Below are 13381 nucleotides of genomic sequence, written 5' to 3' on the forward strand. Positions count from 1 at the left end.
CACTTATTGTTATTGTTGAACGTCAATACGATACTTTTATTTTTTTCTCAACAGCATTAAAAAGGGCTTTCAAAACATGGTTTGAAAGCCCTAATAAAAGTCTGGTAAATATTCATTTATATTAATATGAATACTTATTTGCTAACGCGGTTCCATGCATCACGTGAGGCTACGCGCGCTTCATTCCACTGCATACGTGACTCGCCTTTGACTTCGTTCCATGATTGCTCAAGCTCACTTTCATGATCTTCAAAACGAGCATCTGCTGGATAACGATGACGATTAGCATACCCTACAGCATAAGCTGGATGGGCATCGCGATCAAAATCGTGACCCTGCGCATGATAGTCAGTATTGGCAAATTCAGCGCGCCAGTAGGCTTCTTCGTGAGTAGGGTTAATCGCCTCAGCTGAAGCATGACCTGCACCGCCACCAGCGATAGCACCAATAGCGCCGCCAATAAGCGTACCTAGTGGACCTGCCATAGAACCAATTGCGGCGCCTGCTGCTGCACCGCCTACACCACCAATACCAGTACCGATTGGATGCGAACCCGGCTCTCCTGTGATCATATCAGCATTTAAGTCTTTTTTAGACTCTTTTGACATATGCTTGATTTCACTGCGATCAATATTATCTGGATCATTCATAATGACCTTCTTTTCGGTCACGCCAGCGTCAGGCGTACGCAACTCATTCTCAGCTCTAATACGTTCAGCATCAGTTAGTTCACGACCATCAGCAGCTACAATTTCAGTATCACCTATAATACGGGCATCATTGTTACTCATAAAATCATCCTTAAATTATTAGTTATTGTTTATATAGAAATTTATTTTTTGAACTATAAATTTGCAAGCTCGCCATTAGTATATGAACTAAAGCACAATATGCGATAGGCTAACTATGTAAACAGCGTCAGAATAACGATGCTCTTACGTTACAACATGTATCATGCTATAAGTACTCATAACAGCATCATAGGCTCAGCAGTGCCCTATCGATAGCCGTTTGCCATTTGTGTAAATGCTTTTCTCTGATCTCATTAGACATACTTGGCTCAAATATACGCTCAACCTCCCACGACGCACTCATAGTAGACTCATCATAAAGTCCCGTTTTTAGACCTGCTAATAGCGCGGCGCCCTTAGCCGTAATTTCGGTATCTTTTGGGCGCAATACAGGTACGCCCAGTAGATCTGCCTGAAACTGCATTAGTAGATTATTATTGGCAGCGCCGCCATCAACGCGCAGCTCTGTTAATGGATGCGGGCTGTCCTTTTGCATAGCAATAAGTACATCATAGGTTTGATAAGCCACTGCCTCTAATGCTGCGCGTGCGATATGGGCTTTGGTCGTGCCACGGCTCATACCCGTGATGCTTGCGCTGACATCAGAGCGCCAGTAAGGCGCGCCAAGACCAGTAAACGCAGGCAGCAAAACCACATCATCGCTACTGTCCACTTGCCGCGCTAAATCCTCGACATCACAGCTTTGTTTGATCATGCCTAGATTATCTCGTAGCCACTGTACAATAGCGCCTGCCATAAACACGCTACCCTCTAGCGCGTAGGTTACCTCACGCTTTGGTGGCTGCAAAATGCGCTTGCCTGACTGCACGATTTGATTAAGTGATAAGTTATCGATACGAGTAGGCATTGATTTTCGTTGCCATGCAATGGTCGTTAATAACTTATGCGCGCTAAGTTTTGGTGTTTGACCGATGTTCATCAGCATAAAGCAGCCGGTGCCATAAGTGTTCTTGGCCATACCCGCGTCCAGACAGCCTTGTCCAAACAGTGCTGCATGCTGATCGCCTAGTACCGCCTGAATAGGAATCTGCTTAGCAAACAACCCCTTTTTGGTTTTACCAAAATCGCCATCTGAGGCGACAACTTTGGGCAATACCTCCATAGGTATATCAAAACGCGCGCACAGCGTTTGCGACCATTCAAGTTTGTGAATATCAAAAAGAAGCGTGCGTGAGGCGTTGGTGATATCGATGACATGCTCGCCGCCTGTCAGCTGATATATCAGCCAGCTATCTATCGTCCCGACCGCGATTTGTCCACTACTTGCGCGCGCTTTTATGTTCGGATGATTCTCAAGTAGCCAAGAGATCTTGCTGGCACTAAAATAAGGGTCGAGTCGCAACCCTGTGATATCTCGTACCTGCTGGCTTATGTTATTGGCTGAGCTATCAGCAGCTAGCTGTTCACAAAACGGCGCAGTACGTCTATCTTGCCAAATAATGGCTGGCGCAAGTGGCAGCCCTGTCTGCTTGTCCCAAATGACAATCGACTCACGCTGATTGGTGATAGCAATACAGCTGACATCCGTTGCAAGTAGTCCTGCTTGATTGATGACGTCATGAGCACAGCTAATCTGTGTCTGCCAGATTTGGCGGGCGTCTTGCTCGACATAACCGGCCTTTGGGGTTTGTAAGGTGGTGGGCTGCTGCGCCATCTCAATAGGATGTGCACGGTCATCATATAGTATGGCTCGACTCGACGTGGTGCCTTGATCTAACGCTAATATATACCCTGCCATTGATTACCCCTGCACCTATTATAAATTCAATTTTTAGTAGTTTGTAAGACTAGATTTGCGATAATGCTGATACTTACGTCACTACTGTCTATAATATACCCATAAGCATCTAGGGCTGTATAGCTCAAAATCTAAATGTATTGGTTTGTTGCAAGGTCTTTATCCTTTATGAAATGTATCACTTCACCTTTATCTTGCGCTATTGCTGTCGCTTCACTTGTCGCGTTCTCGACATCGACGCTTGCAGATATCGGTACTGAACCTGCTTTATACTATACAGCGCTACCAGATGACACGACACAAATTATAGATGCAGGTGACGCGCGCTATAGCAATATGCAGACAAGTATGGAAGCGCCCTCATCGTTAACTCAAAATGCAACTTCTAAGCTAAATACCCTGATTGACCCTATCACTAGTAAGACAATTGCTAATAGCTACCCGCTGGAAGTCTCTAGTTTTTTGAGCTTAGCGCAAGCACAAGATATCTTGTTGCAAGTCTCGCCTAAGCTGGCCGCCAATCAGGCGGCGATTGCCTCAAGCGAATATCAAACCCAGGCGCTGTCCACCATAGACAGACCTTTTGTATTTGCACAAGTCTCAGCGAGTACTTATAAAGTGCAAGAGGATGTGGATTTATCCTCCCTACGTAATGAGATTATCAATGGCGTCAATAACGTCGGCGCTGATACCAATGGTCTAACGCCTACTATTCCGCCGCAAACAATGCTGCCTAATTTTGGTGAGATGCTCGGCGAGCGTATTCCTGAGTCTTATAATTTTGAGCGCTCAGGCTCTACCTCGGGCGCAGGTTTTGGCTTTGCTTGGCCCATTTATACTGCTGGGCGCACCGATAGTCTGACTGGCGCATCAAACGCTCGCACACAAGAGGCGATAGCTGATAGTGTACTGGATAAGAACGAGCTATATAACACCCTGATTGAGCGCTATTTTAAGGCGCAGCTGGCCATCATTGCCGCGTATCTGCGTGAGGATGCTTATGATACCTTGCAGCAGACTGACTATATGGCAAAGCGCTTGTTTGAAGAAGGCTTTATCTCTCGCGTTGATCGTTTAGAGGCACAGTCAGCGCTTGCAGATGCCAAAAGCGAATCTATCAAAGCTAATAATGACGCGCGCCTAGCCATGATCGCTTTGCAGCGTCTGCTACGTACAGAATATCGTATCAAGCCGACCACGCCTTTGTTTGTATCGAGTCGTCCGCTGCCTGATGTGTCCTATTTTCAAGACTTAGCACTCGCTCAGCATCCTGGACTCCAAAAAGTCGCCGCCAAGCGCGCGCAAGCTGAGCAGCTGCATGCGCTATCTGACACAGGCTACAAGCCTACGGTTATGCTTTATGGCTATAGTCAAGTCGGGCGAGATCCGAGCTGGATTGCAGGGGTGTCAGCAAGCTGGAAGCTATGGGGCGGGCTGGATAAAGCGGCATCACTAGCATCTAGCAGCGCTAAAATACGCCAAGCGGATCTCTCAGAGATTGAAGTTAGTGATAATCTGCTGCTATTGGTCGAGAAGAACTGGAACGATGTCAATAATGCACAAGCGCGATATCAAGCCCTTCAGAGCAATGTTGACTTGGCGACAGAAGTATTGCGTCTGCGGCGCTTAGGACTAGATGAAGGCGTCAATACGACGATAGAGGTTGTGCAAGCGCAGACGCAAGCGCTCAAAGCACGTACCGAGCAGGCGCAAACCGCTAACGATTATGTGCAGGCGCTTGCCGCCTTGATGCAGAGCACGGGTACACCTCTAGCGTTCAACGCGTATCTCAATGCCGCTGATATTAGGCTACCCACTTTGTATACCGAATAATTTAATATAAAAATTACTTACTTTATAGCTATTTAAAGGCAGTATTAAACAGCAACTACTAAGCACTACTCTACTACTCACCCTAATGCGAATGACTCCTCTATGACAAATTTGACGAGCAAAATAACGAACGCGGCGCAGCCTATAATACAAACGTGGCGTATAGCGAACACCTCTACGGTTTGGGCACATTGCGCCAGCGTAGGGTTCTTTGGTTTTTTATCTATATTTCCTGTGATGGCGGTATTTGTACTGATTTATGGCTTGCTGTTCTCGCCTACTCAAATGCAAGAGCAGATTGCACTGCTTCAAGCATATGTACCGGGTTCTGTCTACGATGTCATAAACAGTCGCCTGACTGAGTTGACCTCCAATACCAACTCGCGCTTGACCTTTAGTCTACTGCTCTCAAGTGTGCTTGCTCTATATGCAGGCTCTAAAGGTATCAAATATCTGATTTTGCTTATCAATTTGGCCTTTCATATTAATGAGGAGCGCGGATTTATACAGAGCACGATTCGATCATTAAGCTTAACCTTAGCCGCTGTCATGGTAGTGATTGTTGCTATCTCCTCTATTGCCCTTGTGCCCTTGGTAGCCGCCTATTTTCCTTTTTCGCAGTTCGTTGAGACGATAGCGCTATGGAGCAGATGGCCTATACTTGCAGGTATTATATTTCTAAGCTTTTTGACTTTGTATCGTTTTGGGCCAAATCGTGATGCTGTCGCATTAAAAAAGCTGATGCCAGGCGCGGCGCTTGCCACCATACTTTGGATTGTACTGTCGGTACTGTTCTCCATTTATGTGCAAAACTTTAATAACTATAGTGCTGAATTTGGCGCACTATCAGCAGCGGTCGTCATTATGCTATGGCTGTATTATTCCGCCTTTATCGTAGCCTTTGGGGCGATTTATAATTTTGAATCCATAGAAAACTCAAAACCTGTTGCGATCCATGTTTATCAATAAGCGACTACTTATTTAACTTATGATCATGTCACTTTCGATCGTGACATTTAAATAAAAATTATTTTAAAACTTTTAACACCAGCCTTTTACTTTATTGCTACAGGATTTTGCAGTCATGACTGACTCTCATAATGATTTAAACAAAGCAGACTTAGCGGATGATAGTCACACTACAAATGATCTTGAGCATCCCTCTACAAACTATCAGCGTACAACAGACAAGGATAAGGACTCTTCGGTAATCAAAAAATCCATACTTGCCCTCGTCATCCTTGGTGTGCTGGGTCTGATCGCTTATGGGCTATTTAAAAGTAGTCAAAACAGTGCGCCTGAGACTATTACGTTGCAAGGACAGATGCAAATGCGTCAGACCTCTATCGCAGCTAAAGTCCCTGGACGCATCGCCAAGATACTAGTGAGTGAGGGCGATATGGTCCAGGCAGGACAGCAGCTCATAGAGATGGACTCCCCTGAGATCAACGCCAAGATCAACCAAGCACGCGCAGGCAAGCAGGCAGCGCAAAGTCAGTTGGACAAAGCACAGAATGGCGCCCGCCCGCAGGAAATCGCGCAAGCAAAAGCGGCTTGGCAAGCGAATAAAGCGGCATCAGATTTGGCGCAAAACACCTATCAGCGTGTCAATCGCCTCTATGAAGAGGGACTAATAGCACGGCAAAAACGTGATGAAGCGTACGCGCAGTACTTAGCTACCCAAGATCAGACCGAAGCGGCGCGCCTGCAATACGAGCTGGCTATGGAGGGCGCACGCAGTGAAGACAAATCAGCGGCGGCGGCGCAAGTAGCACAAGTGGACGCGCAATTAGAAGAGGCTTTGGTCGCCCGCGAGGAAGCCAATTTAAAAAGTCCGATATCAGGGGTCGTGGATTCAGTCATCGTCAATACAGGTGAGGTCATCGGTCAAGGCGTACCTATACTGACCTTGGTTAATACTGATGATCAGTGGGTCGTCCTCAACGTCACTGAAACCTATCTCAATCAATTTGCTATCGGTCAGCAGTTTACTGGGACTATTCCTGCGCTATCGTCAGCCAATAACCCTTTCGATATGCAATTTATAGTCTATGCCAGCTCTAGCTTATCTGACTTTGCCACTTGGCGCCCGACCAATAATGACGATGGCTTTGATGTGCGCACCTTTGAGATTAAAGCGCGTCCTGTCAGTCCTGATACGCGTATACGCGCTGGTATGAGCGTTATTGTCACTATCGACTCGTCACTTCTCCAAGAGTAGGCTATGTTTTCAACTGAGCTTGGCAAAGTTTTTGTGCGTAGTGCGACTTATGAGCGCCAGTTTTTGTTTAAAAATCCTTGGGATCTAGCCATGGTGCTGTGGATACCACTGGCGACTATCTTGTTGGTGTGGTGTATATTTTCGCAGACGCAGATCACTAACTTGCCTATTGGCGTTATGGACGAAGATCGCGGGCCTGTTGCCAATACAGTAGTGCGTTATTTAGACGCCAGCCCTAGTTTGAGGGTCAAACAGCTTTATCATACACAAGCTGATGCCAAGGCGGCTATTTTGCAACGTGATATTTATGCCTTGGTTATTATCCCCGAGAACTTCTCAAACCGTATTAACTCAAGCCAGCCTGCCCCTATTATTCTGCAAGTCAATGCACAATACGGCACACATTCAGGCATCATCCAGACCAGTGTGCAGGGCGTTGTTGGCACACTATCAGCAGGCGTTGAGATACAGCGCCTCATCAAGCAAGGCATGTCGCCCACTCAAGCGGCTATCGCCTACTCGCCCATATCCATTCAGCGCACCAGCTTGTTTAATGCAGTTAATAACTATCAGCAGTTTTTGGGCTCAACGGTGATACCGGCGCTACTACATATTTTGGCGATGGTCATTGGCGCGACGACTATTGGTCGTGAACTACGGGATAGAACGCTTGGACAATGGTATCGCTATATTCATACTGGTACTTCTGACTTGAGGCGTTTAACTGATAGCGAGCAGCGCTTGGCGAGCAAAGAGATACCATCTTAAAAAAGCCAAATCAAGTGTTAATTAGCTCAACTCTTGCTTGGTAAGGTTGCTGATGTTTAACCACGCCGAAACAAATATGCACAAGCTTACGCATCGCCGCACAGACAGCCTGCATTTTGCACTTACCTTTAGCAAGCAGTCGCTCATACTGCGCCTTAATGTCGGGATTATGCTTAATGGCGACTAGCGCCGGCATATACAATTTAGCTCTTACGGCACTTGAGCCATTCTTTGCTAAGCGAGACTTGCCCTTAAATAGCCCTGATTCACTATGCTTGGGAACTAGACCTAAAAAGGCTGCCATTTGCGACGCTTGACTAAACTGCTTATTATGCATCAGCGACATCATCTGCTTTGAGACAACAGGGCCGACGCCTTTAATAGTTTGTAGCAGATATTGGTCTTGCTTTAAATTGGGATGACCATCGATATGGTCATCAATATCACCATTGAGCTTAACAATGGCGGCTTGCAAAGAGACTATCATCTGCTCAATAGACGCTTTAACGATAGGAGCGGTGTCTGTGGCCTCCGTTTTTTCCAATCGATTCAGCTCACGTTGTAAGTCTTCTTGTAGCGCGTCTAAGCGCGACAGTAAAGACTTGAGGTGACGCGCCTCTGCTGGCGGCGGTGTCCACAATTTAGGCTTAGCACTATAGGTGTAGCGGGCTAATAACATACTATCTTTTTTATCCGTCTTGTTGCGACTTCCTAAACTAGCAGCATAGCTTTTGACGTAAGCAGGATTGATGATGCTGACGTTAAGCTTTTTATCAAATAGGTAGTAGGCGATGTTCTCGTGATAGACGCCTGTGGCTTCAAGGGTTATGTGGATGTTGTTTAAGTCATCAGTAATGTTAGCAATTAGCCAGTTGATAAGAGCAGCATAGTCACTGTGATCATTTTTAAAGAATTTAGTTTTGAATTTTAGTTTGTCAGTGTCTTTGAGCCATGCAATATCTAGCTTATTTTTACTAACGTCTATGCCTATATAATGTGTCATCTTATTGTCTTCCCTTGTTTATGCAGTGTCACTCATGGCATCTGATAAGATGTCGAGGCACTTGGATACCATTCAGAATATTAAGATGATAGGATGAGCATTGGGCATAATCTCTTACACAGTGTCTAGGCACTAAGGTTATACTCATACTCTCAATGCTCATGAATAACTGCTTTATTTTATCAACTTTCATCGATAGTATTAAGCGATTATTCAAGATACAAGGTTATATATAGTGAGTCAGTAGCCTTTGACCATATGACTAAAAAAGCAAGCTTGTCAGTACTTTTATTTGGATTACTGGGTAAGTATTTTTGGCCAGTACTGGCTTATAGTTTATGGGCTGCGTTAACGCTATGGCTGGCAACACCGCAAGATAACATTGCTCTTGATGCTATGCTGACTACCTATGCCGCCTTTAGTCTGCTGATGATATTGTCTTTTTGGCTAGGAGCCATCTTTACTCTAGGGTCGTTCTCTTTGCGCATGGGACTGTCCTCTACCGGCTTTATCTCCGTGCCTTCTTATGCTTTTGCTGGGGTCACTTATCCCTATATTGCTATTAGTGATAACGCTAAATATTGGGCCGACGCGCTACCCTTAACCCACTATCTTAAGCTCCATATCGCTCAATTACAGATGGCAGCCCCTGTCGCTATCTCCTTGCCTATCGTATACGGTTTGCTATTGGCAAGCTGTCTGACAATGCTGCTGAGCACCTTACTCACCAAACGCGCGTTGGCTCATCCTGAGCGCTGGGGAGCACGCTAATGTCTACGTCCTCAACGCCTAATCCTATCAGTTCTGATAAGCCATCGACTCATCAAAGCTTGGCACCCAAAACTTTTTGGGACAGCTATTTGCAAACGATAAAGGATGTGTTCACAGATAAAGGCGTGCTGCTCATGCTGATTATCGCCCCTATCATTTACGGCTTCTTTTATCCCTGGCCATACTCCACTGAAGTGGTCAACAATGTCCCCGTAGGCATCGTCGATTATGACAATAGCACTCTATCGCGCACGATTGCGCGTTACGCTAGCGCCAGTCCGCAACTTGAAACTCGGTCGTTCGCTACTGAGCAAGACGCCAAAGCTGCCATATGGTTGGATGACATCGCAGGCTTTATGATTATCCCAAGCGGGCTTGAGCAGCAAGTACTCTCAGGAAAAGCGGCGAGTGTCAGCGTATTGGGTAATGGCGGCTATTTCTTATTAAACAAAAACGTACAGATGGGGTTTTTGCAGGCAGTCAGTACGGTGTCGGCAGGCATTGAGGTCAAAAAAAACGTCGCTCAAGGGGCTTATGCGTCTACTGCTGCCCAAAACACGCAGGCCGTGCCGCTACAGATCGTCCCTTTATATAATCAAACCGAAGGCTATGGCGCTTATGTCGTACCTGCGGTATCTATTATTATTTTGCAGCAGACCTTACTGATTGCTGTCGCCATGCTCATCGGAACTTGGTATGAGCAGCTCAGGCACGCCACCTCTATTCGCGGTTGGCTTGGGCGTATCGCAGCCTTTGCTACGCTAAGCTTCGTTGTGGGCTGTTTTTATTATGGCTGGACGTTTGAGCTTAATAATTATCCGCGTGGACAAAACATGCTTGGTAGCTTGTTGTTCTTGACGCTGTTCTGCCCGACGGTGGCGACCCTCGGCTGCGTGTTTGGACTTTGGCTGCGTCAGCGCGAGCGAAGCATGCAAATTCTTATTTTCAGCTCGCTACCGCTGTTTTTTGTCAGTGGTTATCCTTGGCCTGCCAGTCAATTGCCTGAGGTGCTACAAGTGCTGCGCTGGCTGGTACCGACGACGCCTGCGATTAACACCTCAGTACAGCTTAATCAGATGGGCGCAAGCTTCTCTCAAGTCGCTACAGGCTTTTATGCGCTGGCGGGTTTGTGGCTATTGTACTTTGTCCTATTGCTGCTTTTGCGTAAGCGTACCGAACCTAAAGTATCCTAACCCTACTTTAAAAAAAAACGCCTACCGTTAAGTAGACGTTTTTTAATATTAAATCTAAGTTACTTTTCAATTCACAGGATAATTAAAATACCCGATTGAGACCATTTAGCGCCGCTACTCGGTACGCCTCTGCCATCGTTGGGTAGTTAAAGGTGGTATTGACAAAATATTCAAGCGTTGCGTTACATTTCATCACCGCCTGTCCGATATGAATAATCTCTGAGGCATGGTTACCGTAGCAATGAATACCTAGTATCTCTAGCGTCTCACGATGAAAGAGTATTTTGAGTACGCCAGTACGCTCACCGATGATTTGTGCGCGCGCTAGATGCTTAAAGAACGCCTGCCCGACCTCATAAGGAACCTTTTCGTCCGTGAGCTCCTGCTCTGTCTTGCCGATACTTGAGATCTCAGGAATGGTATAGATACCCGTTGGCACGCTAGAGACCGGTTCTGCGTCGCTATCCCCTGTCATAAATGCCGCCGCGCAGCGCCCCTGATCATAAGCGGCAGAGGCAAGAGAGGGCCAACCGATGACGTCACCTGCCGCGTAAATGTTCTCAACCTCAGTACGGTATGTATCATCGACTTTGAGCTGACCACGGCTATTGGCCTCTAAACCAATTGCTGCTAAATTTAGCCCTTCTGTGTTTCCTGAGCGTCCATTTGACCACAAAATAGCGTCGGATTTGATTTTCTTACCACTCTTTAGATACAAGACCACATGATCATCATGTGTCTCAAGATGATCAATTTCCTCATTATTACGGATAAGCACACCAAATTGTCTAAAGTCATGCGCTAGAGCGTCGCTGATCTCACTATCTAAGTAGCTGAGCAGTTTGCCCTGATTATTGATCAGATCAACTTTATAACCAAGACCGGTAAAGATAGAAGCGTACTCACAGCCAATCACGCCAGCACCATAGATAATGATCTTTCTGACAACATAATCCATCTGAAGAATTTTGTCAGAATCAAAAACTCGCGGATGATCAAAGTCTAAGATATCAGGACGATAAGGACGGCTACCCACGGTAATAATGGCTTTGTTGAAGGTGACGGTTTCAAAGATGTTTTCATCCGTTTCAACGCGCAAGGTATTGGCATCGACGAAGCTTGCCCAACCTTGAATCACATCGATTCTATTGCGCTCATAAAAGCGCGTATGGGTACTAACCTGACTGCGTATGACCTTGCGTGCGTTCGCCAGTACTTTGTTAAGTGGGACTTGCTGATACTCAAGCGCCTTGGTAAACATAGGATCACGGCGAAAATTAATGAGGTTAAATACCGATTGGCGAAGGGCTTTACTTGGAATAGTGCCGACGTGCGTTGAGTTGCCACCAACCTGATCACGTGGATCGATGACGGCGACTTTTTTGCCAGACTTAGTCAGCTTCATAGCAGCCGCTTCACCAGCGGGACCGGCTCCTAGGATGACAGCATCGTACTCAAAATCATGCTTATCGCCTTTGATACGCTGTGAGTCTTTGGTAAAGCCTGATTTGATATCGATACGCTTATCATCGAGCGGGTTAACCAGATCGGGGTGATGCATAACATCATCAGTGACTTGCTCGTGCGTTTGTTCAATTTTTTCCTGTTTGCTCTGATCGTGTGTCTGCTCTGGCAGCGCAACTTTGCCGCCCTCTTTATTTGAGACCTCAGTCTGCGTATCTTCACCAACGTTATTGGTCTCATCATGATTGATGTCTTTTTGATCTGTCGTCTCGTTCTTATTTTTACTTCCCATTGGACCCTCTTTATTTACGATAGCCATGCTATCTATTTAATTGAGTTTTATTATGACGCTATTAAAATCTAAACACTTAAAACTTAAACACTTAAAACTTAAGTATCTAAAACTTAAGTATCAAACACGCCCTAACCAATACGGCGTTTAAGACCCGTCATTTGCAATATACGCGTGGCGATCTCTTCAACAGACATCTCTGAAACATCAAGATTGGGTATACCTTGTGAGGTATAAATACCTTGTATGGCGCGCTGTTCTTGTTGCACCTGCTGATAGCTAGAATAGCGGCTGCCTGCTCGGCGCTCTTGGCGTATCTTTACCAAACGATCGGTGTCAATCATCAGACCAAACAGCTTGTCTTTGTGCTCACGTAGTGATTTGGGCAGTTGATTATCGTACAAGTCATCTTCGGTTAGTGGATAGTTGGCGGCGCGAATACCAAATTGTAGCGCTAAGTATAAAGAGGTTGGCGTTTTGCCTGAGCGTGAGACACCAATTAAGATGATATCTGCCATACTATAATGACGAGTACGCGCGCCATCATCATTATCCAGAGCAAAATGCACCGCATCGATGCGCTCTTTATAAGTTTCAGAGTCTACATTATCATGAGCATGGCCTGAGTGCGCGTCTGGCTCAACCCCTATTTCCTCTGCAATGCGCCCAATCAAACCCTCATACATATCCAAGTTGCAGCTATGCGCAGAATTGATTTTTTCTCTAATCTGGTCGCTCACAATCGTATCAAAAACAAAAGGCAGTAAACCATCACGCTGATAAGCCAAATTAATCTGCTCAACCGCGCTCTCAGCACGCTCTAGGCTATCGACATAAGGCAATACTTTGGTCTCAAAAGGTACTGAGGCGAACTGACTCAAAATAGAGCGACCCAAAGTCTCAGCAGTGATAGCAGTACCGTCTGATATAAAAAACGCCGTTCTTATCGTTTGTGAGTTGTCTAAGCTGAGCGCATGATGATTTTGAATAGTAGGCATGTCTGGTTCGGATGGATGGCTTGAATACATAGCTAAGTACCTCAATTGATTGTAGTCATTATACCTATATATAAGTCAGTAATCCCAACCAATGTTACCATAACTGCCCCAGATTTGAGCCAAGCGCCATACTATTGTCTTATACATCAATATAGTCTGTTTATGGTATTGATAGACTTAATTTGGTAAAAACTACTTTTTTGACGCTATAGTTTGTAAATTTTCAAAAAATTTTGATTGCACCTCTCGAAATCTGCTAAATATAGCGTTATAATCCACCATTATAAT

The 13381-nt window shown here is 45.6% G+C and carries 11 protein-coding genes; 6 read left to right on the forward strand and 5 right to left on the reverse strand.

The window, feature by feature from the left end; all coding sequences use genetic code 11:
• Positions 1-134 precede the first annotated feature (134 nt).
• Both ACR64J_RS07655 and glpK read right to left on the reverse strand, forming a co-directional pair.
• Entirely contained in the window at positions 135-650 is a 516-nt protein-coding gene (locus ACR64J_RS07655) for a hypothetical protein (protein ID WP_435951053.1), read from the reverse strand.
• Positions 651-978: 328 nt separating this feature from the next.
• Positions 979-2550 (reverse strand): glycerol kinase GlpK, encoded by a 1572-nt coding sequence (gene glpK, locus ACR64J_RS07660; protein WP_435949135.1) that lies wholly within the window; start codon positions 2548-2550, stop codon positions 979-981.
• Between the two features lie 168 nt (positions 2551-2718).
• Between glpK and ACR64J_RS07665 the strand changes: the two genes are divergently transcribed.
• The 4 genes from ACR64J_RS07665 (at position 2719) to ACR64J_RS07680 (ending at position 7372) form a co-directional block, all read left to right on the forward strand.
• On the forward strand, positions 2719-4383 hold the full coding sequence (locus tag ACR64J_RS07665) for a TolC family protein (protein ID WP_435949136.1): 1665 nt from the start codon (positions 2719-2721) through the stop codon (positions 4381-4383).
• Positions 4384-4485: 102 nt separating this feature from the next.
• Entirely contained in the window at positions 4486-5352 is an 867-nt protein-coding gene (locus ACR64J_RS07670; protein WP_435949138.1) for a YihY/virulence factor BrkB family protein, read from the forward strand.
• 115 nt (positions 5353-5467) lie between these two features.
• Positions 5468-6604, forward strand: a complete 1137-nt coding sequence (locus ACR64J_RS07675; protein WP_435949139.1) for an HlyD family secretion protein — start codon at positions 5468-5470, stop codon at positions 6602-6604.
• Positions 6605-6607: 3 nt separating this feature from the next.
• Positions 6608-7372, forward strand: a complete 765-nt coding sequence (locus ACR64J_RS07680) for an ABC transporter permease (RefSeq protein WP_435949140.1) — start codon at positions 6608-6610, stop codon at positions 7370-7372.
• A 10-nt stretch (positions 7373-7382) separates the two neighbouring features.
• Here the strand turns inward: ACR64J_RS07680 and ACR64J_RS07685 are convergent, their stop codons facing one another.
• Positions 7383-8375, reverse strand: coding sequence for an IS110 family transposase (locus ACR64J_RS07685; RefSeq protein WP_435949141.1), 993 nt, complete (start codon positions 8373-8375; stop codon positions 7383-7385).
• Positions 8376-8633: 258 nt separating this feature from the next.
• Here ACR64J_RS07685 and ACR64J_RS07690 point away from each other — a divergent pair, with 258 nt between their 5' ends.
• A complete protein-coding gene (locus ACR64J_RS07690; protein ID WP_435949143.1) occupies positions 8634-9146 on the forward strand; it encodes a hypothetical protein in 513 nt (170 codons plus the stop codon).
• Positions 9146-10339, forward strand: a complete 1194-nt coding sequence (locus ACR64J_RS07695) for an ABC transporter permease (RefSeq protein WP_435949145.1) — start codon at positions 9146-9148, stop codon at positions 10337-10339. The genes ACR64J_RS07690 and ACR64J_RS07695 overlap by 1 nt, the downstream gene beginning before the upstream one ends.
• Before the next feature lie 82 nt (positions 10340-10421).
• On the opposite strand, the gene sthA is transcribed toward ACR64J_RS07695, so the two are convergent.
• Together sthA and ppsR are read right to left on the reverse strand one after the other, a co-directional pair.
• Entirely contained in the window at positions 10422-11900 is a 1479-nt protein-coding gene (gene sthA / locus ACR64J_RS07700; protein ID WP_435951054.1) for a Si-specific NAD(P)(+) transhydrogenase, read from the reverse strand.
• 326 nt (positions 11901-12226) lie between these two features.
• The gene (gene ppsR, locus ACR64J_RS07705) at positions 12227-13093 is read right to left on the reverse strand and encodes a posphoenolpyruvate synthetase regulatory kinase/phosphorylase PpsR (protein WP_317200403.1); all 867 of its coding nucleotides are present in this window, start codon (positions 13091-13093) and stop codon (positions 12227-12229) included.
• Between the last annotated feature and the right edge of the window lie 288 nt (positions 13094-13381).

It is taken from the genome of Psychrobacter sp. DM8 (assembly GCF_051307025.1).
Classification (GTDB): domain Bacteria; phylum Pseudomonadota; class Gammaproteobacteria; order Pseudomonadales; family Moraxellaceae; genus Psychrobacter.

Bases quoted from the DNA above. Each gene is read 5' to 3' on its own strand.
- ACR64J_RS07690 (WP_435949143.1), top strand. From the start codon at position 8,634: ATGACTAAAAAAGCAAGCTTGTCAGTACTTTTATTTGGATTACTGGGT.
- ACR64J_RS07695 (WP_435949145.1), top strand. From the start codon at position 9,146: ATGTCTACGTCCTCAACGCCTAATCCTATCAGTTCTGATAAGCCATCG.
- glpK (WP_435949135.1), bottom strand. From the start codon at position 2,550: ATGGCAGGGTATATATTAGCGTTAGATCAAGGCACCACGTCGAGTCGA.
- ACR64J_RS07665 (WP_435949136.1), top strand. From the start codon at position 2,719: ATGAAATGTATCACTTCACCTTTATCTTGCGCTATTGCTGTCGCTTCA.
- ACR64J_RS07670 (WP_435949138.1), top strand. From the start codon at position 4,486: ATGACAAATTTGACGAGCAAAATAACGAACGCGGCGCAGCCTATAATA.
- sthA (WP_435951054.1), bottom strand. From the start codon at position 11,900: ATGCATCACCCCGATCTGGTTAACCCGCTCGATGATAAGCGTATCGAT.
- ACR64J_RS07675 (WP_435949139.1), top strand. From the start codon at position 5,468: ATGACTGACTCTCATAATGATTTAAACAAAGCAGACTTAGCGGATGAT.
- ppsR (WP_317200403.1), bottom strand. From the start codon at position 13,093: ATGCCTACTATTCAAAATCATCATGCGCTCAGCTTAGACAACTCACAA.
- ACR64J_RS07685 (WP_435949141.1), bottom strand. From the start codon at position 8,375: ATGACACATTATATAGGCATAGACGTTAGTAAAAATAAGCTAGATATT.
- ACR64J_RS07655 (WP_435951053.1), bottom strand. From the start codon at position 650: ATGAATGATCCAGATAATATTGATCGCAGTGAAATCAAGCATATGTCA.
- ACR64J_RS07680 (WP_435949140.1), top strand. From the start codon at position 6,608: ATGTTTTCAACTGAGCTTGGCAAAGTTTTTGTGCGTAGTGCGACTTAT.